Raw genomic sequence first — 19,997 nt, forward strand, 5'->3', positions numbered from 1 at the left:
GCCCTAGTCCTGTCCAGACATTCTGACCTTCAGTCCGCGTACGGCCTCCGCGGCCCTGCGGGCGGGCACCCGGGCGAAGCCGATCACGACGGCCGGCGGACCGGCGGACGAGCGCATCGGCGCGACGGCCTCGGCCGAGAGCCCCAGCTCCAGCGCCGCCTCCACCACCTCGTCCTCGTCCCAGCCGTCGGGCAGGTCCAGGTAGGCGTGCAGCCCGGCCTCGATGCCGCGCACCCGGACGCCGGGCACGTGCTCGGCCAGCGCCTGGACCAGCGCGTCGCGGCGGCGGTGATACTCGCGGCGCATGCGGCGCAGGTGCTTGTCGTAGCCGCCGGTGCGCAGGAAATGCGCCAGCGCGTACTGCTCGATGACCGGGGAGCCCAGGTCGAGCTCGCCCCGGGCGCGGCGGACGGCGTCGGCGAGGTGGGCGGGGGCGGCCACCCAGCCCAGGCGCAGGCCGGGCGCCAGCGCCTTGCTGACGCTGCCGGACAGGATCACCCTGTCGGGCGCGAGCCCCTGGAGGCAGCCGACGGGGTCGCGGTCGAAGCGGAACTCGGCGTCGTAGTCGTCCTCCAGGATCGTCCGGTCGCCCTCGCGCGCCCACTCCAGCAGGGCGGCCCGCCGCGCGGGTGAGAGCACCACCCCGGTCGGGAACTGGTGGGCCGGCGTGACCAGCACCGAGTCGGCCCGGCGGGTCCGCAGGGCGGCGACGTCGAGTCCGTCCTCGTCCACCGGGACGGGCACCAGCTCGGCCCCGGCGCGGCGCAGCAGGGGCGCCTGCCGGTGGCTGCTGGGGTCCTCGACGGCCAGCCCGGCGGGGGTGAGCACGTGCAGGATCAGGCTGAGGCCCTGGGCGACGCCGCCGACGATGACCAGGTTCTCGGCGCGCACGTCGGCGGCCCGCACCCGGCGCAGGTAGCCGGCCAGCTCCTCGCGGAGCTCGGGGACGCCGCCGGGGTCGCCGTAGTCGAGGGCGTCGGCGGGCACGGTGGCCAGGACGTGCCGGACGGCGGCCAGCCAGCGTTCGCGCGGGAAGTGGCCGAGCTCCGGGGAGGTGGGGCGGTGGCCGTAGTAGGGGGCGCGCGGCCCTGACCGGGGCGGCGTGGGGCTGGGGGCGCGGGCGGCGGCCGGGGCGACCTGGGTGCCGGAGCCGACGCGGGAGATCAGGAAGCCCTCGGCGACGAGCTGCTCGTACGCCTCGACCACCACGCCCCGGGAGACGCCCAGGTCGGCGGCCAGGTCGCGGGAGGCGGGCAGGCGGGTGCCGGGGGTCAGCCTGCCGAGCCGGATGGAGTCGCGCACCTCGGAGGCGATCTGCCCAGCGATCGCCCCCTTGCCGCGATTTATCGCGATATGAAGGTCGGCCATAATGGTCCTGTTTTACCTCGGCTCTTTGGACTATTTGCGGAGACCATTGGCTTCCTAGCATGCCGTACATGAGAAACGGAGTCGCCGGGGCCACAGCCGCCATGTTCCTCGTCGGGACACTGGCCGGGGTGTCCGGGCTGGTCAACGCCTATCCCGTGTACGGCGGGCAGGCCGTGCGCTATCTGCTCGCGGCCGCCGTCCTGGTCGCGGTGACGCGGGTGATGAAGCTGCGGTTCGTCCGGCTGACGGGCCGCGAGTGGCTGCTCCTCGGCGCGCTCACCACGGTCGGGCTGGTGATCTTCAACGTGGCCGTCATCGAGTCCACCCGCGTGGCGGGCCCGGCCCTGGTCGGCACCGTGCTCGGCACCGTGCCGCTCGCGCTGGCCATCGCCGGCGGCCGGCCCGCGCCGCGCCTGCTGGCCGGCTCCGTGGTGGTCGTCGCCGGGGCCACGCTCGCCACCGGGCTCGGCAGCGGCAACCTGCCCGGCCTGCTGTGGGCGCTCGTCGCCCTGGTGGGAGAGGTGGGCTTCTCCCTGCTGGCGCTGCCGCTGCTGCCGAAGCTGGGGGCCATCCGGGTGTCCACGTACTCGACGGTCCTGGCCGTGCCCCTGCTGGCCGTGACCGGGTTCGTCCGGGAAGGCACGGGGATGCTCCGGATGCCGACGCTCGCCGAGGCGCTGGGCTTCGGCTACCTGGCGGTCGTGGTGACCGTGGGGGCGTTCCTGCTCTGGTACACCTCGCTGCCGAAGCTCGGGCCGGGGCGGGCCGGGCTGTTCGCCGGGCTGATCCCGGTGGGGGCCATCAGCACCGGTCTGGTGCTGAGCATCGCCACGCCGTCCCGCTACGACCTGCTCGGCGCCGGGCTGGTCATCGTCGGCATCCTCATCGGCCTGACCACCGCGCGGCGGACGGCGCGGGAGAGCGCGTACCCTACTGACCATGCCGGACTTCGACTACACCGATCTGCTTCCCCTGGGCGCCGATGACACGGAATATCGGCTGATCACGTCGGATGGGGTGAAGAAGATCGAAGCGGCCGGGCGGACCTTCCTCGAAGTGGAGCCCGAAGCGCTGCGGCTGCTCACCGAGACGGCGATCCACGACATCTCGCACTTCCTGCGGCCGTCGCACCTCGCCCAGCTCCGCAAGATCGTCGATGACCCCGAGTCCAGCGGCAACGACCGGTTCGTCGCGCTCGACCTGCTGAAGAACGCCTCCATCTCGGCCGGCGGCGTGCTGCCCATGTGCCAGGACACCGGCACCGCGATCGTCATGGGCAAGCGCGGACGCCATGTGCTGACCGACGGGGCCGACGCCGAGCACATCTCGCGCGGCGTCTACGACGCCTACACGCGGCTCAACCTGCGTTACTCCCAGATGGCCCCGCTGACCATGTGGGAGGAGAAGAACACCGGCAGCAACCTGCCCGCGCAGATCGAGCTCTACGCCGAGGACCCGCACGGCCACCCGGACGAGTACAAGCTGCTGTTCATGGCCAAGGGCGGCGGCTCGGCCAACAAGTCCTTCCTCTACCAGGAGACGAAGGCGGTGCTCAACGAGAAGCGGATGATGGCCTTCCTGGAGGAGAAGATCCGCTCGCTCGGCACCGCCGCGTGCCCTCCGTACCATCTCGCGGTCGTCGTCGGCGGCACGTCCGCCGAGTACGCGCTCAAGACCGCCAAGTACGCCAGCGCCCGCTACCTCGACTCGATCCCCACCGAGGGGTCGGCGTCCGGCCACGGCTTCCGCGACCTGGAGCTGGAGGCGAAGGTCTTCGAGCTGACGCAGAAGCTGGGCATCGGCGCGCAGTTCGGCGGCAAGTACTTCTGCCACGACGTGCGGGTGATCCGGCTGCCCCGGCACGGCGCGTCCTGCCCGGTGGCGATCGCGGTGTCGTGCTCGGCCGACCGGCAGGCCCTGGCCAAGATCACGCCGGAGGGCGTGTTCCTGGAGAAGCTGGAGACCGACCCGGCGCGGTTCCTGCCCGAGACGACCGACGAGCACCTGTCGGACGACGTCGTCTCCATCGACCTCAACCGCCCGATGCCCGAGATCCTCGCCGAGCTCACGAAATATCCGGTCAAGACGCGGCTGTCGCTCACCGGCCCCCTCGTGGTCGCCCGCGACATCGCGCACGCCAAGATCAGCGAGCTGCTCGACAACGGCGGCGAGATGCCGCAATACCTGAAGGACCACGCGGTCTACTACGCGGGCCCGGCCAAGACGCCCGAGGGCTACGCGTCCGGGTCGTTCGGCCCGACGACCGCGGGGCGCATGGACTCCTACGTCGAGCGCTTCCAGGCGGCCGGCGGCTCGATGGTGATGCTCGCCAAGGGCAACCGGTCCAAGCAGGTCACCGAGGCGTGCAAGCAGTACGGCGGCTTCTACCTGGGCTCCATCGGCGGCCCGGCGGCGCGGCTGGCCCAGGACTGCATCAAGAAGGTCGAGGTCCTCGAATACCCCGAGCTCGGCATGGAAGCGGTGTGGAAGATCGAGGTCGTCGACTTCCCGGCGTTCATCGTGGTCGACGACAAGGGCGACGACTTCTTCACCGACCGCACCGGGCCGGTGCTGAGCATCGGGCGGCGCTGAGCCGCCTGACGTCCCAGGGTGCCGGGCAGCGCGGTCAGGCCGCCACCGGCACCCGATGCGGCGCCACGACGCTGCCGTCGGGCAGCAGCAGGCCGGTGTCCTCGAACAGGACGACACCGTTGCAGAGCAGGCTCCAGCCCTGGTCGGGGTGGGCCGAGATCACGTGCGCGGCTTCACGGTCGGGGGAATCGAAACTCGGACAAGTGGGGACGTGACTGCACATCGTGCACCTCTCAGATGGCGCTCCTGGGTTCTGATCTCAGTAGGGCAGCTGGCGCCCGGACGGCGTGCGAAGGTCCAGCGAGGCCCCGCTCGGCCTGCGGGGCCGGCGGCGAACCTGGATCTGGCGCATCTTCACCACGTCCCTCGATCGGTTGTCAGTTGCTGTCGAGCTTCGGGCTGATGCCTTCATTGTGACGATCGGCACCGACAGATTCGGCCTCCTTATGTGCCTTCCTGCCCGATAGATCCAGCATGCCTGCGTGCCCTTACCACAGCCTTACAACTTGCTGACGCGTCCCCAGAGTTCCCGTCAGCAATCACTGCCTGCCCGTTACCCGGCGGCGTGTCTAAGAGGAGCGGAGTGCGGTCACCCGGGCGGGCGGGGCGAGCCGCCCGCCCGGACAGGACCGAACTGCCCTCCCATGCTGCCCGACTTGAGTCCTAGGTCGCAAGGCTGATGCAACTGCGAATCCTTTGCAATAGTGTCGTGATCACCACCGAAGGAGGACTCATGGGCGACTACACCCTTCCGGACATGCCCTACGACTACGCGGCGCTGGAGCCCGCCATCACCGGCGAGATCCTGGAGCTGCACCACGCCAAGCACCACGCCGCCTACGTCAAGGGCGCCAACGACACGCTGGAGCGGCTGGCCGAGGCCCGCGACAAGGGCGAGTTCGGCGGCCTGGTCGGGCTGGAGAAGACGTTCGCGTTCAACCTGTCCGGGCACGTACTGCACTCGATCTTCTGGCAGAACCTCTCCCCCGACGGCGGCGACCGCCCCGACGGGCCGCTCCGCGACGCCATCGACGAGCACTTCGGCACGTTCGAGGCGTTCCAGAAGCAGCTCACCACCGCCACCGCGTCCGTGCAGGGCTCCGGCTGGGGCGTGCTGGCCTGGGAACCGCTCGGCCGGCGACTGGTCGTCGAACAGGTGTACGACCACCACGGGAACGTCGGCATGAACACCACGCCGCTGCTCGTCTTCGACGCCTGGGAGCACGCCTACTACCTGCAGTATCGCAACGTGCGCCCGGACTATGTCGAGAAGCTCTGGGGCCTGATCAACTGGGAGGATGTGGCCGCCCGCTTTGCTGACGTCACCGGTCAGACCGGTTGACTTGGATTCGCAACAAATTATCGGCCACGCCTCTACTGGTCGGTTTACACAAATAGGTAAGCTGCCAGGCATGCGTGCGCCCTCCGGTTACCTCCTCGCCGCGCGCTACCGGCTCGTCGAACCGGTCGGACGCGGCGGCATGGGCACCGTGTGGCGGGCACATGACGAGCTGCTCAACCGCGAGGTCGCGGTCAAGGAAGTGCGCCTTCCGACCGTGCTCGACGAGGAGCTGCGCGCCGAGCTGTGCGCGCGCACCGAACGCGAGGGCCGGGCCACCGCCATGGTCGCCCACCCGTCGGTCATCACCGTCTTCGACGTGGTCACCGAGGACGACCGGCCGTGGATCGTGATGGAGCTGCTCCGGGCCAAGTCCCTGGAGCAGCTCATCCAGGAGGAGGGACCGCTCCAGCCGCGCCACGCCGCCGAGATCGGCCGCCAGATCCTCGGCGCGCTGCGCGCCGTGCACGCCAAGGGCATCCTGCACCGCGACGTCAAGCCCAGCAACGTGCTGGTGACCGAGGACCGCGCCGTGCTCACCGACTTCGGCCTGGCGGCCCTCGAAGGCGACGTCTCCATCACCCAGGCCGGCATCGTGCTCGGCTCCGCCGGCTACATCGCTCCAGAGCGCGTGCTCGGCGCCAAGGCCAGCCCCGCCGCCGACCTGTGGTCGCTCGGCGCGACCCTCTACACCGCCGTCGAGGGCCGCGGCCTCCACGGACGCCGTACGGCAGCCGCGGCGCTGGCCGCGCTGACCAGCGGCGAGCCCATCCCGATGGCCAAGGCCGGGCCGCTCGCCCCGGTGCTCGACGCGCTGCTGCGCATCAACCCGCACACCCGGCTCGACTCGGTGCGCGCCTCCCTCATGCTCGCCCGCGTGGCGGCGGGCGGCTCCGCCGAGGAGCCGCTGACCCCGCGCAAGGCCCCGCGCCCGGCCATGGCGCTCCACGCGCCGTCTTTCCCACGCCGGCCCGCGCACCGCGGGCTCCACCGGGCCGACGTCACCTCCTCGGCGACCGTGAGCGTGCCCGTCCAGCGGCAGGAACGCAAGCCGGGTGAGGGAGTTCACAGAAAAAGAGGGGAAGCCAGGCCCGCCCCGTCGGCTTATGCCCGCTTGAAATCGACGGTGATAAAGTTGTTCCTTCCTCGGCGGTTCTGGCCAAGAGAACTTCGCAAGCGAGGTTAAAGCACTTCCCAAGCGAGAATCGATATCTTCTTCTCATGCCGGAACAGCAGACGCGCCTGCTAGCGGAGCGTTACGAGCTCATCTCGCCCCTCGGCCGGGGCACCATGGGCACCGTGTGGCGTGCCCGCGACCGCGCCCTCGGCCGGGAAGTGGCGGTCAAGGAGATCCGCCAGGATCCCGGGCTCACCGAGGAGCAACGCGCCGAGCTGCGCGAACGCATGGTCCGCGAAGGGCGCATCGCCGCCCGCATCAGCCACCCGGCCGTCGCCGCCATCCACGACGTGCTCGTCCACGACAACAGCCCGTGGATCATCATGGAGCTCATCGAGGCCCGCTCCCTGGAGCAGGTCATCGACGAGGAAGGCCCGCTGCCGCCCCGGCTCGTCGCCGAGATCGGCGTCGACCTCCTCGGCGCGCTGCGCGCCGCGCACGCCCAGGGCATCACCCACCGCGACGTCAAACCCGGCAACGTGCTCATCACCGAGAGCGGCCGCGTCGTCCTCACCGACTTCGGCATCGCCAAGGCCGAGGGCGACTCCCGGCTCACCCGGACCGGCATGGTGATCGGCTCCCCCGGCTACACCGCCCCGGAACGTGCCAGAGGCGAATACACCGGGCCCGAGTCCGACATCTGGTCCCTGGGGGCCACGCTCTACTTCGCCGTCGAGGGCCGGCCCGCCTACGAACGCTCCACGATCGCCGAGACGCTGGCGGCGCTGCTCAGCGAGAGCGCCGACCCGCCCACCCAGGCCGGCCAGCTCCGCCCGGTGCTCGACGGGCTCCTGCACAAGAACTACAAGCAACGGCTCAACGCCGCCAAGGCCGAGACCATGCTGCGCATGGTGGCCGACACGCCGACGAGCGAGATGCCGGCCATCACCGGCGAGGCCCTCAACCAGGAGTCCCCCTTGTCCCAGCCCGCTTCCCGCCCCCAGCCCGTACCCCCTGCCACACCCGGGCCGGGCGCGGGGACGCCGGCGAGCAGCGAGGTCGGCTCGGCGTTCGCGCCCGGCGCGGCGGCGCCCGTACAGCTCGGCGGGCCCGGCGCGGTGGCCGACTCCGACAGGACGGTCAGCCTGCAGCGGCCCAAGAGCCCCTTCCCCCAGCCCGCCCCTCCCCGGACGCCGCCCGCGCCGCAGTCGCCCCCGCAGGGCCGCCCGGCGCAGGGCACGCCCCCGCACGGCGGGCCCGGGCACGCCCCCCAGCCTCCGTCCCCTCAGCCTCCGACCCCTCAGGGCCCGTACGCCCCAGGCCCCCAGGGACCGGGACCGCAGGGACCGGGACCCCACGCGCCCGGCCCGCAGGGACAGGGCCCCCACGGACCGGGACCCCGAGCGAACGGCCCCCAAGGGCCGGGACCCCAGGCGCCCGCCCCTCACGGCCCCGGACCACAGGGAACCGGACCGCAGGCGGCCGGACCGCAAGGGCCTCAGGGCCGTGGACCGCAGGCGCAGGGACCTCAAGGGCCTGGGCCTCAGGGCGCCGGGCGGCCCGGGCCCGTGGGCAAGGCCGGGGACGAGAGCACCATCGTCACGACGCGCATCCAGCTGCCGAGCGCGCCGGGCCTCCAGGTGTACCCGCCGACCCCGCAGCAGCAGCGCCCCCAGCAGCCCGCTCCCGGGCAGCCCCAGCAGGGCCCGTACCCGCCGGGGCCCCAGCAGCCGGAGCGCCCCGACTCCCACGGCCTGGGCACCGACCTGTTCGCCATCGCCGGCCCCGACGAGCCCGCGAGCGGCAACCGCAAGGGCATGCTCATGCTCATGGGCGTCGCCGCCGCCGCGGCCGTGGTGATCGCCATCCTGATCGTGGCCCTGCTTCAGAGCTGATCGCCTGGCCGTGAGCCAGACTGGGAGGCATGAGCGAGTACCGTATCGAACGTGACTCGATGGGCGAGGTGCGCGTCCCGGCGGGCGCCAGGTGGCGCGCGCAGACCCAGCGAGCGGTGGAGAACTTCCCGATCTCGGGCCGGACGCTGGAGCCGTCCCACATCGCCGCGCTCGGCCTGATCAAGGCCGTGGCCGCGGAGGTCAACGGCGAGCTGGGCGTGATCGACAAGGATCTGGCGGAGGCGATCGCGCAGGCGGCGGCCGACGTGGCGGAGAACGAGCACGACGAGCATTTCCCGATCGACGTCTTCCAGACGGGTTCCGGCACCTCGTCCAACATGAACGCGAACGAGGTGATCGCCTCCTTGGCGGAGGAGCGGCTGGGCCGCCCGGTGCATCCGAACGACCACGTGAACGCCTCGCAGTCGTCGAACGACGTCTTCCCCACGTCGATCCACGTGGCGGCGGCGACGGAGGTGACCTACCATCTGCTGCCCTCGCTGGAGCATCTGGCGACGGCGCTGCGGACGAAGGAGCTGCAGTTCCAGGATGCGGTGAAGTCGGGCCGCACGCATTTGATGGACGCGACGCCGGTGACGCTGGGCCAGGAGTTCGGCGGTTACGCGACGCAGGTGGAGCACGGCGCGGTGCGGGTGAAGGCGGCGCTGGGCCATCTGCTGGAGCTTCCGCTGGGCGGCACGGCGGTCGGCACGGGGATCAACACGCCGCCGGGGTTCGCGGAGCTGGCGATCGCGCGGCTGCGTGAGGCGACGGGGATCGGGTTCCGTGAGGCGATGGACCATTTCGAGGCGCAGAGCGCGCAGGATTCGGTCGTGGAGCTGTCGGGCCAGCTCAAGGTGGTGGCCGTCTCCCTGAACAAGATCGCCAACGATCTGCGCTGGATGGGGTCGGGGCCGCGGGCGGGGCTGGGTGAGATCAACCTGCCGGATCTGCAGCCGGGTTCGTCGATCATGCCGGGCAAGGTCAATCCGGTCATCCCGGAGGCCACGGCGATGGTGGCGGCGCAGGTGATCGGCAATGACGCGGCGATCACGTTCGCGGGCGCGTCGGGCAGTTTCGAGCTGAACGTGCAGCTCCCGCTGATCGCCCGCAACATCCTGGAGTCGATCCGGCTGCTGGCGAACGTGTCGCGGCTGCTGGCCGACCGGTGCGTCATGGGCATCACGGCCAACGTCGACAGGCTGCGGGAGTACGCGGAGTCGTCGCCGTCGATCGTGACGCCGCTCAACCGGCATGTCGGTTACGAGGAGGCCGCCAAGATCGCCAAGCAGGCTCTCCGGGAGCGCAAGACGATCCGCGAGGTGGTGATCGAGCGTGGCCATGTCGCGAACGGCACGCTGACGGAGGAGCAGCTCGACGGCCTGCTGGACGTGCTGTCGATGACGCGGCCCGGCTAGGGCCGGTCGAGCTCGGCCAGCCGGGCGCGGGCCTGGTCGAGTTCGTCGCGCACCTGGGCGAGCTCGCGTTCGAGCTCCAGGATGCGGCGGATGGCGATGAGCGTCATGCCTTCGTCGACCATGCGGGTGACGTGCTGGACGGCCAGGATGTCGTGGCGTGAGTAGCGGCGCTGGCCGCCGTTGGACCGGCCGGGGCTGATGACGTCGTGGCGGTCCAGCCGGCGCAGGTAGGCCGGCTGGACCTGGAGCATCTCGGCCACCTGCCCGAGCGAGTAGAGCGGGGCGTGCTCGTTGTCGAAGGGGAGTTGGGGCATGCGGCCTCTCTCGCTTTCGGACGGGGGCGGGCGGGGCGGACGGTGGCGCCCGCCCCGGTCGCCGGTGTCAGGCGTTGATGGCCTTGGGCGTGGTCCGCTGGATCTCCACCTTGCGCGGTCTGGCGCGTTCGAGGACGGGGATGCGGACGGTGAGGACGCCGTTGTCGTAACCCGCGTCGATGCGCTCGCTGTCGAGGTGTTCCGACAGGTAGACGCGCCTGGTGAAGGTGCCCATCGGGCGCTCGCGGACGAACAGCCGCTCGCCTTCGCCGATCTCCTCCTCGCGGCGCGCGCTGACGCTCAGGACGCCGCGGTCGACGGTCACCTCGATCGAGCCGGGCTCGACGCCGGGCAGGTCGAAGCGCAGGATGACGTCGTCGTCGCGGCGGAGCCCGTCCATGGCCATCGCGGCTCCGTCGTCGAAGGTCTGGCGGGCCAGGCGGTTGAACTGGCGCTCGAACTCCTGGAAGAACGGGTCGATCGACGTGAGCAGCATCCGAACCTCCTTGAAACTCGGAGTGGCTGTAACCTCCAACTACAGTTGCAGGTTAACTCCATTACGAGTTGGAAGCAAGTGCCCGGGTGGCCGCTGACCAGCGGGCGAGCAGATCCGCAGCGGCACCTGAGTCGACGGCGTCGGCGGCCCGCTTGTACGCGCCCTCCAGGGCCTGGGTGAGCCCCTCGGCCGGGGGCGCGCCGTCGGCGGCCACCAGCGCGGCGGCGGCGTTGAGCAGCACGATGTCGCGCACCGGCCCCGGCGTCCCGGCGAACACGGCGCGGGCGACAGCGGCGTTGTGCCGGGCGTCGCCGCCGCGCAGCTCGTCGGGCGTGGCGCGCGGGATGCCCAGCTCGGCCGGGTCGAAGGAGGTGGGCGTGACCGTGCCGCGCCGCACCACCCAGACCGACGACGGCCCGGACGTGGTGAGCTCGTCGAGCCCGTCGTCACCCCGGAAGACCAGCGAGGACCCGCCGCGCTCGGCCAGCACGCCCGCGATCACCGGCGCCATGCGCGGATGGAACACGCCGACGGCCTGGGCGGCGGGCAGCGCCGGGTTCGTCAGCGGCCCCAGGAAGTTGAACACCGTGGGCACGCCCAGCTCCCGGCGGGCCCGCGAGGCGTGTCTGAGCGCCGGATGGAAGGTCGCGGAGAAGCAGAACGTGATGCCCGCCTCCTCGGCCACCCGCGCCACGGCCGCCGGCGGCAGGTCGACGACCACGCCGAGCTCCTCCAGCACGTCGGCCGCGCCGGTGGTGGAGGACGAGGCCCGGCCGCCGTGCTTGACCACCTTGGCGCCGGCCGCGGCGGCGACGACGGCGGCCATGGTGGACACGTTCACGGTGTTGGCGCGGTCGCCGCCGGTGCCGACGAGGTCGACCGTGTCGCCGGGGATCCTGATCGCGGACGAGCCGGCGAGCAGCCCGTCGGCCAGGCCGGCCACCTCCTCGACCGTCTCCCCCTTGGCGCGCAGCGCGACGGCGAAGGCGGCGATCTGCGCGTCGGTGGCCCTGCCGGACATGATCTGCGACATGGCCCAGGCCGCCTCGCGCGCCGACAGGGAGCTGCCGCCGAGAAGCGTGGTGAGCAGTGCGGACCAGGTGACGGTCATGAGGACGCCCTTTCGTGTGTCGGGGAGCTCGACAGGGCGTCGCGGGAGCTCCCGGCGGGCCGCCTCGTCGAGGCGGCCAGGGATGCGTATGCGCTGGTGGGACCGCCTAGGAGGCGGGCCACCACTGGGACGGATACGCGATCACGCCGACAGGCTATCAGGTGCGCCGGACCACATAGGGAAGCGGTCAGGTATGTCGTCCCAGCCCATGCGTGCCGGAGCCGCGACCGCCTAGGGTCGAAGGCATGGAGCTGACGGGGCGCACTGCGCTCGTGACGGGGGCCGGGGGCGGGATCGGCGCGGCGTGCGCCCGGCGGCTGGCCGCGGGCGGGGCCCGGGTGCTGGTCGTCGACCGGCGGGGCGACCTGGCGCGCGAGGTCGCGGCCGAGGTGGGCGGGCTGGCCGTGCAGGCCGACCTGGCCGAGCCGGGGTTCGCCGGCGCGCTGCCCGATGAGCCGGTCGACATCGTGGTGAACAACGCGGGGTTCCAGCACGTGGCGCCGATCGAGGAGTTCCCGCCCGACGTGTTCGCCGCCATGATGCGGGTGATGGTGGAGGCGCCGTTCCTGATCGCCCGCCGGGTGCTGCCGGGCATGTACGCACGGGGCTGGGGGCGGATCGTCAACATCTCGTCGGTCCACGGGCTGCGCGCCTCCCCGTACAAGGTGGCCTATACGACCGCGAAGCACGCGCTGGAGGGGTTCAGCAAGACGCTGGCGCTCGAAGGGGCGCCGCACGGGGTGACCTCCACCTGCGTGTGCCCGGCGTACGTGCGGACCGGGCTGGTCGAGGGCCAGATCGCCGACCAGGCGCGCGCGCACGGCATCGCGGCGGACGAGGTCGTCGAGGACATCATGCTCAGGCCGGCGGCGATCAAGCGGCTGATCGAGCCGGAGGAGGTCGCCGAGCTGGTCGCCTACCTGTGCGGGCCGGCCGGGTCGTTCATCACCGGCGTGTCGCTGCCGGTCGACGGCGGCTGGACGGCGCGGTAGTGGTCAGGCGGTTCCTCGAACTGCTGGCCAGGGAGGCGTCGGCGGTCGAGTTCGAAGGCCCGGTCATCGAGGCGCGGGCCGCGGGCGCCGACCCGGCGGCGATCGAGGAGCTCGAACGCGCCAAGGTCGAGGCGCTGCGCGTGCGCGCCCTGCTCAGGCGCCGGGCCCGGCGCGAGGCCGAGCTGTCGGCGCTCTACGACACGGCCGGCGACCTGGCCGCGCTGCGCGACCTCGACGCGGTGCTGGAGGCGATCGTGCACCGGGCCAGGCAGCTCCTGGCCACCGACACCGCCTACCTCACGCTGCACGACCCGGACCGCGGCGACACGTACATGCGGGTGACCGACGGGTCGATCTCGGCCAAGTTCCGGTCGCTGCGGCTGGCGATGGGGGCCGGGCTGGGCGGGCTGGTGGCGCAGACGGCGGTGCCGTACTCGACCGCCGACTACTTCGCCGACGCCCGGTTCCGGCACAAGGACGACATCGACGAGGCCGTCCAGGAGGAGGGGCTGGTCGCGATCCTGGGCGTGCCGCTGCGGCTGGGCCAGCGGGTGATCGGCGTGCTGATGGCGGCCAACCGCAGCGCCAGGCCGTTCCACCAGGAGGAGGTGTCGCTGCTGGCCAGCCTGGCCGCGCACGCCGCCGTCGCGATCGACAACGCCAGGCTGCTGCAGGAGACCAGGAACGCGCTGGAGGAGCTCTCCCAGGCGCACCGCACCGCGCGGGCGCACGCGGAGGCGGTGGAGCGGGCCGCCACGGCGCACGACCGCATGACGTCGCTGGTGCTGCGCGGCGGCGGCATCGAGGACGTGGCCGCCGTCGTCACCGACGTGCTCGGCGGCTCGCTGGCCGTGCTCGACGACCTCGGCCGCCCGCTCACCGGCCACGTCGTCGGCCTGACCGATCCCGTACGGGCTGCCGGGCCGGACGCGGACGCGCCCGGCGGGGTGGACCCGGGGGTGCTGGAGGCGGCGCAGGCGTCGCGGGCGCTGGGCCGCACCGTGCGGCGGGGCGACCTGTGCATCGCGTCGGTGGACGTCGGCGGCGAGCCGCTGTGCACGCTGGTGCTGCGCAGCGACGACGCCGACGAGCGCATCCTGGAGCGGGCCGCGCTGGTGTGCGCGCTGCTGCTGCTGTTCCGGCGCAGCGTCGCCGAGGCCGAGGGCCGGGTGCGCGGCGAGCTGCTCGACGACCTGATCTCCAGGCCCGGCTCCCCCGGGCTGGCCGACCGGGCCAGGCGGCTCGGCATCGACCTGACGGCCCCGCACGTCGTGGTCGTCGCCCGGCACGACGGGCAGCGCGAGCGTGCCGCGTTCTGGGCCTCCTCGCAGGCCGCTCAGCGCCACGGGCTGGCCGCCGCCCGGCCGGGCGAGGTCGTGCTGCTGCTGCCCGGCCGCGACCCCGGCGCGCTGGCCCAGCGCACCGCCGGCGACCTGTCGGCCTCGCTCGGCACCCCCGCGACCGCGGGCGCCTCCGCTCCGGAGACCGGCCCCGTCGGGGTCGCGCGGGCCTACCGGGAGGCGCGGCGGTGCGCGGACGCGCTCGTCGCGCTCGGGCGCGCCGGTGACGGCGCGAGCGCCGGCGAGCTCGGGTTCGTCGGGCTGCTCATCGGCGAGGGCAGGGACGTGCCCGGCTTCGTGGCGGGCGCGCTCGGCCCCGTCATCGAGTACGACGCCCGCCGGGGCACGGCGCTGGCCGCCACCCTGGCCGCGTACTTCGGCTCCGGCATGTCGCCGTCACGCACGGCCGAGACCATGCACATCCACGTCAACACCGTCACCCAGCGGCTGGACCGGGTCGCCAAGCTGCTCGGCGACGGCTGGCAGGAGCCGGAGCGCGCCCTGGAGATCCAGCTCGCCCTCCGCCTGCACCGGCTCGGCCACACACCCTCCAGCCAGAGTGTGGGGCCCGCGACCATATGAGTGACGCGGGTCACTCCCTAGCGTGACGGCATGGCCACTTCCATCAAGAAGATCGTCGGCGCGAGCCTGATCGGCACCACCATCGAGTGGTACGACTTCTTCCTGTACGGCTCGGCAGCCGCACTCGTGTTCAACCAGCTCTTCTTCCCCGAGTCCGATCCGCTCACCGGGACGCTGCTGGCGTTCCTCACCTACGCCGTCGGCTTCGTCGCCCGCCCGCTCGGCGGGCTGGTGTTCGGCCACTTCGGCGACCGCGTCGGCCGCAAGACGCTGCTCGTGGTCAGCCTGCTCATGATGGGCGTCGCCACGTTCCTGATCGGCTGCCTGCCCACGTACACGGGCATCGGCGCGGCGGCGCCGCTGCTGCTGACCGGGCTGCGCCTGGTGCAGGGGTTCGCGCTGGGCGGCGAGTGGGGCGGCGCGGTGCTGATCGTCTCCGAGCACGGCGACGCGAAGCGGCGCGGCTTCTGGGCGTCCTGGCCGCAGGCGGGCGCGCCGGGCGGCAACCTGCTGGCCACCGGCGTGCTGGCCGCGCTGGCGGCGTTCCAGTCGGACGAGGCGTTCCTGGCGTGGGGCTGGCGGGTGCCGTTCCTGCTGTCGGGCGTGCTGGTGCTGATCGGGCTCTGGATCCGGCTGACGATCACCGAGTCGCCGGTGTTCCAGCAGGCCGCCCCGGAGAAGGCGCCGCCGATCGTGGGCGTGCTGCGGCACCACTGGCGGGACGTGATCATCGCGATCGGCGCCCGGATGGCGGAGAACATCTCCTTCTACCTGATCACGGTGTTCGTCATCACCTACGCCAAGACGACCGGTCTGGACAACTCGACCGTGCTCGGCGCGGTGCTGATCGCCTCGGCGATCCACTTCGTGACGATCCCGCTGTGGGGGGCGCTGTCGGACCGGTTCGGCCGCCGCCCGATCTACCTGGCGGGCGCCGCGGGCGTCGGACTGTGGATCTTCGCGTTCTTCCCGCTGATCGACACGGGCAACTTCCTGGCGATCACGCTGGCCGTGACGGTGGGGCTGCTGTTCCACGGCATGATGTACGGCCCGCAGGCGGCCTTCTTCTCGGAGCTGTTCGGGACGAGGATGCGCTACACCGGCGTGTCGATCGGCGCGCAGCTCTCGGCGATCGTCGCCGGCGCGCTGGCCCCGATCATCGCGGTCCAGCTCCTGCGGGAGTTCGGCAGCAGCCTGCCGATCTCCGCCTACCTGGCGCTCGCGTCGGCGCTCACCCTGGCCGCCGTCTACGCCGCCAAGGAGACCCAGGGCCGCGACCTGGCAGAGAGGATCCGCGCGTGAAGATCACCACGCCGAGGCTCACCCAGCACGTCAGGACCGTCGAGGGCCGCACCGGCGAGCCGGTACTGTTCGTGCACGGCAACGTCTCCTCCGGCGCGTTCTGGCGCGACAGCATGGCCGCGCTGCCCGGCGGCTTCCGCCCGCTCGCGGTGGACCTGCGCGGCTTCGGCGAGAGCGACCCGGAGCCGGTCGACGCCACGCGCGGCGTCCGCGACTTCTCCGACGACCTGGCGGAGCTGGCCGAAGCCCTCGGCCTGACCGCGCTCCACCTGGTCGGCTGGAGCATGGGCGGCGGCGTCGTGCTGCAACTCCTGCTCGACCACCCGGCCCTGGTCAGGAGCGTCACGCTGGTGAACCCGGTGTCCCCGTACGGCTGGGGCGGCACGCACGGCCCCGACGGCACGCTCACGCACCCCGACGGCGCGGGCGCCGGAGCCGGCGCCGCGAACCCCGACTTCGTCACCCGGCTGAAGGCCGGCGACCTGTCGGACGAGTCGCCCGCCTCGCCCCGCTCGGTCTTCCGCGCCACCTACGTCAAGCACCCGGTGCCCGACGAGGACTTCTACGTACGGGCCATGCTCACCACCCGCGTCGGCGAGGCCAACTACCCGGGCGACCCCGCCACCTCGGCGGCCTGGCCGCACGTCGCGCCCGGCAAGCACGGCGTGCTCAACGCCCTGGCCCCCACCCACTTCCGGCTCGACGGCCTGCCGCAGGTCGAGCCCAGGCCGCCCATCCTGTGGATCAGGGGCGCCGACGACCTGATCGTCTCCGACACCTCCCTGTACGACCTGGCCCACCTCGGGGCGCTGGGCGTGGTGCCCGGCTCCCCCGGCACGCCCGCCCAGCCGATGGTCGCCCAGACCCGGGCGGTGCTGGAACGCTACGGCCGCTACCGGGAGGTCGTGCTGGACGACTGCGGCCACAGCCCGCACCTGGAGCGGCCCGCCGACTTCGACCGGCTGCTGGCCGCGCACCTCGAGGAGGCACGATGATCGTGGCCATGTCGCTCGTGGCGAGCCTGCTCGTGCCCGGCGGCCCCGGCGGGCTGACCGTGCCGGGCGCCGAGCACGTCGTCACCGCCCGGCTCGACGACCTCACCACCGCCGGCACGGTCGCCAGCGGCCACACCGACCCCGCCGACTGGGCCGGACTGCACCCGGCCGCCACGGTCAACCCCACCGGCGTGCCCGGCGTCCAGATCGACGGCTACTTCCCCGACACCTCCACCACCAACGCCACGCACGGCTGGAACCACGACTCCCAGTTCGTCATCCGGCTGCCCGACGACTGGAACGGCGGCCTGGTCGTCACCGGCACGCCGGGCAACCGGGAGCAGTACGCCAACGACTTCACGATCTCCGACTGGGTGCTGGCCAAGGGCTACGCGTTCGCCGCCACGGACAAGGGCAACACCGGCCTGGACTTCCACACCGACGGCCGCCGCCCCGGCGACGCGATCGCCGAGTGGAACGAGCGCGTCACCCAGCTCACGCTCGCCACCAAGGCCGTCGTCAGGCAGCGCTACGGCAGGAAGCCGGCCCGCACGTTCATGGCCGGGATCTCCAACGGCGGCTACCTGGTCAGGTGGCAGCTGGAGAACCGCGGTCACCTCTACGACGGCGGCCTCGACTGGGAGGGCACGCTCTGGCGGCTCAAGGGCGACAACCTGCTCGGCTACCTGCCGGAGGCGCTGAAGGCGTACCCGGACCCGGAGGGCGTGCGGCGGGCCGGGTTCGCGGCGGGCTCGGAGTTCCTGTGGCCGTTCCACCGGCAGCACTACTGGGAGCTCACCCAGCAGCTCTACCAGCGTGAGCTGGACCCGTCCTACGAGGGCGCCCCGGCCGACTACGACTACGCCGAGCGCAGGCCGTACGCGGCGGTGGCCAGGATCGCGCTGACCGGCAGGATCACCAAGCCGCTGATCACCATCCACGGCACGCTCGACTCGCTGCTGCCGATCTCGCGCTCCTCCGACGTGTACGCCGAGATGGTCGGGCCGCACCGCCCCTTCCGCTATCACCGGGTGGAGGGCGGCAACCATCTCGACGGCCTGGTCGACGCCCACCCCGGCAGGCTGACGCCGATGCTGCCGGTGTTCCGCGAGTCGTTCGCCGAGCTGGAGGCGTGGGTTCAGTCCCGCAGGTAGCGGTGCTTGTGCGCGCGGGCCAGCCGCACCATGTGCCGCGCGCCGGGCAGCCGCCGGCCCAGCCGGTGCAGCCGGGTGTCGCGGCCCATCGGGGAGCGCCGCTTCGGGTCGGCGGCGGTGGCCGGGTGCACGGTGACCCGGCCCTTGCGCACCTCCAGCGCGAACCGGAGCCCGACCTCCTCCTCCGGGCCCCGCAGCACCGGCAGCCACACGCCGGTCCCGAGCTCGTCGCGGCCCGGCATCCTGCGCTTGATCGGCAGCTTGGCCACGAGCTGCCCGGCGATCTTGCCGGGCACCCCGGCCTCGGCCAGCGCGGGCGCCGACACCTCGCGCGGCCTGCGGCCGGTGCCGCGCAGCACCAGCTCCAGCGGCGGCCCGCCGCTCGGCGGCAGGTACGGCACGGGCAGCACCACGAACAGGCTCTCGCCGACCAGCTTGGTCTCCACGCCCGGCGACACCAGCGCGATCGACTCGGTGAACGTGCGCGGCTCCACGGCCAGGCCGAACTCGCCCGCGTCGGTCCAGCAGGGCACCACGAGCCGCATCCTGGGCCGCTGGGCCAGCACGCCGAGGCAGTTGAGCGGGCCCTCCGGCCGCCCGACCCGGCTCCTCGCCTGGTGGGCGCCGCCGAACATGCGCACGTGCACCTCCCACTGGCCGGGCCTGAGCGGCTCGCCCTGCGCGGCCGCGGTCACGTCGACCCTGGCCTCGCCGACGATGCGCACCCGGGCGTGCTTGCGGCCGTCAGGCACCCGTTCGACCTGGTAGGCCACCGGCAGGAAGTGCACGTCGCCGGACTCGGCGTGCCGCAGGTAGACCTCGATGCGGGCACGTTCGACGGATTCGCTGACGTCGGTGACGCTCTGCGGGAGCAGCTTGGGGTCGACGGCCCTGGGCGGCCGCCAGTGCAGGCGATCGTCGTCGACGCGGAAGCGCTCGGGCTTGCCGTCGCCGCTCAGCACCTCGACCTCCAGGCCGAGCACGAGCACCTGGGCGTCCCAGCGCACCTCGGTCAGCCCGGCGCTCAGCCCGGCCCGCCGGGTGGAGTTGGCCAGCATGACGAGCTGGTCGAGCCGGCCGGCGCGGATCAGCGCGGCCACGGCCCTGAGCTGGACGGGCAGGTAGCGGTCGAGCCGGTCCGGGAACCGTTCGGCCACCAGCTCCTGGATCATGCGGAAGTAGGCGCCCCGGTCGGTGGACGACCCGGCGAACGCCGACGACAGGAACGGCCGCAGCACCGCCGAGCGGAACCAGAACGCGTACATGCGGTCCCGCTGCCGGCCCTCGCCCACGTACGCGTCGATGTCGCGCAGCAGGGCGCGCAGCTCGCGGACGGCGGCGCGCGGCTCCTCGGGGGCGGGCGGGCGTTCGCCGAGGTGGCAGCAGACCTGTTCGGCGAGGACGGCGATGACCTTGGCCTGGAGGTAGCAGCGGACGGCGAACGCCTGCTCGGCGATGGCCCCGCCGGGGACGGCGAAGCCGAGCTCGTGCTCCTCCAGGAAGGCGCGGCGGTAGAGCTTGTGCGGGGTGAGCAGGGTGAGCAGCCGGTCGCGCAGGATGTCGGCGCGGGCCTTGCTGCGGCCGAAGGCGGTCATCGGCGGCCCGCCGTCGCGCACCAGGCGGCCCACCAGCACGTCGGCGTCGGTCTCGACGGCCCGCTCGTGCATGCGCTCCAGCGCGTCCCGCTCCAGCCGGTCGTGCTGGTCGAGCAGGTAGACGTAGTCGCCCCGGGCGGAGGCGATGCCGACGTTGCGGCCGCGCATGGGCGAGCCCGTGTGCGGCAGGTGCAGCACACGCACGTTGCGGCGCACGGCGGCGACGGTGTCGAGCCGTTCGGCGATGCCGTCCGTGGACCCGTCGTCCACGAAGATCACTTCATACGCGTCCGGCGGCAGCGTCTGCTCCAGTGTGGAGCGGATGCACGCGTCGGCGGAATCCCCCGGGTTGTGGACATTGACGATCACACTGACCTTCACACCCAT

Annotated in this window: 17 protein-coding genes; 11 read left to right on the forward strand and 6 right to left on the reverse strand. The window is 72.6% G+C overall.

Annotation, left to right across the window (positions count from 1 at the left end; translation table 11 throughout):
* Positions 1-3: 3 nt before the first annotated feature.
* Positions 4-1,368, reverse strand: coding sequence for a MocR-like pyridoxine biosynthesis transcription factor PdxR (pdxR, locus tag KME80_RS13655; RefSeq protein WP_219504958.1), 1,365 nt, complete (start codon positions 1,366-1,368; stop codon positions 4-6).
* Positions 1,369-1,436: 68 nt separating this feature from the next.
* Between pdxR and KME80_RS13660 the strand changes: the two genes are divergently transcribed.
* Positions 1,437-2,354 carry a DMT family transporter gene (locus KME80_RS13660; protein WP_219504960.1) on the forward strand — a complete coding sequence of 306 codons (918 nt, stop codon included), beginning with the start codon at positions 1,437-1,439 and terminating at the stop codon, positions 2,352-2,354.
* Positions 2,308-3,960, forward strand: coding sequence for a fumarate hydratase (locus KME80_RS13665; RefSeq protein ID WP_219504962.1), 1,653 nt, complete (start codon positions 2,308-2,310; stop codon positions 3,958-3,960). The genes KME80_RS13660 and KME80_RS13665 overlap by 47 nt, the downstream gene beginning before the upstream one ends.
* A gap of 34 nt (positions 3,961-3,994) precedes the next feature.
* Here the strand turns inward: KME80_RS13665 and KME80_RS13670 are convergent, their stop codons facing one another.
* Positions 3,995-4,183, reverse strand: coding sequence for a DUF5999 family protein (locus tag KME80_RS13670; RefSeq protein ID WP_219504964.1), 189 nt, complete (start codon positions 4,181-4,183; stop codon positions 3,995-3,997).
* Positions 4,184-4,693: 510 nt separating this feature from the next.
* Here KME80_RS13670 and KME80_RS13675 point away from each other — a divergent pair.
* From KME80_RS13675 to KME80_RS13690, 4 genes are all read left to right on the forward strand, one after another.
* On the forward strand, positions 4,694-5,302 hold the full coding sequence (locus KME80_RS13675; protein WP_219504966.1) for a superoxide dismutase: 609 nt from the start codon (positions 4,694-4,696) through the stop codon (positions 5,300-5,302).
* Positions 5,303-5,372: 70 nt separating this feature from the next.
* Entirely contained in the window at positions 5,373-6,485 is a 1,113-nt protein-coding gene (locus KME80_RS13680) for a serine/threonine-protein kinase (RefSeq protein WP_219504968.1), read from the forward strand.
* A 35-nt stretch (positions 6,486-6,520) separates the two neighbouring features.
* Positions 6,521-8,311 (forward strand): serine/threonine-protein kinase, encoded by a 1,791-nt coding sequence (locus KME80_RS13685; protein ID WP_219504970.1) that lies wholly within the window; start codon positions 6,521-6,523, stop codon positions 8,309-8,311.
* A 29-nt stretch (positions 8,312-8,340) separates the two neighbouring features.
* Positions 8,341-9,729, forward strand: coding sequence for a class II fumarate hydratase (locus tag KME80_RS13690; RefSeq protein WP_219504971.1), 1,389 nt, complete (start codon positions 8,341-8,343; stop codon positions 9,727-9,729).
* On the opposite strand, the gene KME80_RS13695 is transcribed toward KME80_RS13690, so the two are convergent.
* From KME80_RS13695 to trpD, 3 genes are all read right to left on the reverse strand, one after another.
* Complete coding sequence (locus KME80_RS13695) at positions 9,726-10,043, reverse strand: MerR family transcriptional regulator (protein ID WP_219504974.1); 318 nt, start codon at positions 10,041-10,043, stop codon at positions 9,726-9,728. The genes KME80_RS13690 and KME80_RS13695 overlap by 4 nt on opposite strands.
* Before the next feature lie 67 nt (positions 10,044-10,110).
* The gene (locus KME80_RS13700; protein WP_219504975.1) at positions 10,111-10,539 is read right to left on the reverse strand and encodes an Hsp20/alpha crystallin family protein; all 429 of its coding nucleotides are present in this window, start codon (positions 10,537-10,539) and stop codon (positions 10,111-10,113) included.
* 61 nt (positions 10,540-10,600) lie between these two features.
* Positions 10,601-11,650 carry an anthranilate phosphoribosyltransferase gene (trpD, locus tag KME80_RS13705; RefSeq protein WP_219504977.1) on the reverse strand — a complete coding sequence of 350 codons (1,050 nt, stop codon included), beginning with the start codon at positions 11,648-11,650 and terminating at the stop codon, positions 10,601-10,603.
* A 245-nt stretch (positions 11,651-11,895) separates the two neighbouring features.
* Here trpD and KME80_RS13710 point away from each other — a divergent pair, with 245 nt between their 5' ends.
* From KME80_RS13710 to KME80_RS13730, 5 genes are read left to right on the forward strand one after another with little or no spacing between them, the layout of a single operon-like run.
* Positions 11,896-12,642 (forward strand): SDR family oxidoreductase, encoded by a 747-nt coding sequence (locus tag KME80_RS13710; RefSeq protein WP_219504979.1) that lies wholly within the window; start codon positions 11,896-11,898, stop codon positions 12,640-12,642.
* Positions 12,642-14,564 carry a helix-turn-helix domain-containing protein gene (locus KME80_RS13715; protein ID WP_308125744.1) on the forward strand — a complete coding sequence of 641 codons (1,923 nt, stop codon included), beginning with the start codon at positions 12,642-12,644 and terminating at the stop codon, positions 14,562-14,564. Before KME80_RS13710 ends, KME80_RS13715 begins: the two co-directional genes overlap by 1 nt.
* Before the next feature lie 30 nt (positions 14,565-14,594).
* A complete protein-coding gene (locus KME80_RS13720) occupies positions 14,595-15,866 on the forward strand; it encodes an MFS transporter (RefSeq protein ID WP_219504981.1) in 1,272 nt (423 codons plus the stop codon).
* Positions 15,863-16,861 (forward strand): alpha/beta fold hydrolase, encoded by a 999-nt coding sequence (locus KME80_RS13725; protein WP_219504983.1) that lies wholly within the window; start codon positions 15,863-15,865, stop codon positions 16,859-16,861. The genes KME80_RS13720 and KME80_RS13725 overlap by 4 nt, the downstream gene beginning before the upstream one ends.
* Positions 16,858-18,015, forward strand: a complete 1,158-nt coding sequence (locus KME80_RS13730; protein ID WP_219504985.1) for an alpha/beta hydrolase family protein — start codon at positions 16,858-16,860, stop codon at positions 18,013-18,015. Before KME80_RS13725 ends, KME80_RS13730 begins: the two co-directional genes overlap by 4 nt.
* Here KME80_RS13730 and KME80_RS13735 read toward each other — a convergent pair.
* The gene (locus KME80_RS13735; RefSeq protein ID WP_219504987.1) at positions 18,000-19,997 is read right to left on the reverse strand and encodes a glycosyltransferase family 2 protein; all 1,998 of its coding nucleotides are present in this window, start codon (positions 19,995-19,997) and stop codon (positions 18,000-18,002) included. The two genes, KME80_RS13730 and KME80_RS13735, sit on opposite strands and share 16 nt — an antisense overlap.

It is taken from the genome of Nonomuraea ceibae (assembly GCF_019396325.1).
GTDB classification, from domain to species: domain Bacteria; phylum Actinomycetota; class Actinomycetes; order Streptosporangiales; family Streptosporangiaceae; genus Nonomuraea; species Nonomuraea ceibae.

Coding starts and splice junctions, on each gene's coding strand:
- pdxR (WP_219504958.1), bottom strand. CDS start 1,368: ATGGCCGACCTTCATATCGCGATAAATCGCGGCAAGGGGGCGATCGCT.
- KME80_RS13660 (WP_219504960.1), top strand. CDS start 1,437: ATGAGAAACGGAGTCGCCGGGGCCACAGCCGCCATGTTCCTCGTCGGG.
- KME80_RS13665 (WP_219504962.1), top strand. CDS start 2,308: ATGCCGGACTTCGACTACACCGATCTGCTTCCCCTGGGCGCCGATGAC.
- KME80_RS13670 (WP_219504964.1), bottom strand. CDS start 4,183: ATGTGCAGTCACGTCCCCACTTGTCCGAGTTTCGATTCCCCCGACCGT.
- KME80_RS13675 (WP_219504966.1), top strand. CDS start 4,694: ATGGGCGACTACACCCTTCCGGACATGCCCTACGACTACGCGGCGCTG.
- KME80_RS13680 (WP_219504968.1), top strand. CDS start 5,373: ATGCGTGCGCCCTCCGGTTACCTCCTCGCCGCGCGCTACCGGCTCGTC.
- KME80_RS13685 (WP_219504970.1), top strand. CDS start 6,521: ATGCCGGAACAGCAGACGCGCCTGCTAGCGGAGCGTTACGAGCTCATC.
- KME80_RS13690 (WP_219504971.1), top strand. CDS start 8,341: ATGAGCGAGTACCGTATCGAACGTGACTCGATGGGCGAGGTGCGCGTC.
- KME80_RS13695 (WP_219504974.1), bottom strand. CDS start 10,043: ATGCCCCAACTCCCCTTCGACAACGAGCACGCCCCGCTCTACTCGCTC.
- KME80_RS13700 (WP_219504975.1), bottom strand. CDS start 10,539: ATGCTGCTCACGTCGATCGACCCGTTCTTCCAGGAGTTCGAGCGCCAG.
- trpD (WP_219504977.1), bottom strand. CDS start 11,650: ATGACCGTCACCTGGTCCGCACTGCTCACCACGCTTCTCGGCGGCAGC.
- KME80_RS13710 (WP_219504979.1), top strand. CDS start 11,896: ATGGAGCTGACGGGGCGCACTGCGCTCGTGACGGGGGCCGGGGGCGGG.
- KME80_RS13720 (WP_219504981.1), top strand. CDS start 14,595: ATGGCCACTTCCATCAAGAAGATCGTCGGCGCGAGCCTGATCGGCACC.
- KME80_RS13730 (WP_219504985.1), top strand. CDS start 16,858: ATGATCGTGGCCATGTCGCTCGTGGCGAGCCTGCTCGTGCCCGGCGGC.
- KME80_RS13735 (WP_219504987.1), bottom strand. CDS start 19,997: ATGGGTGTGAAGGTCAGTGTGATCGTCAATGTCCACAACCCGGGGGAT.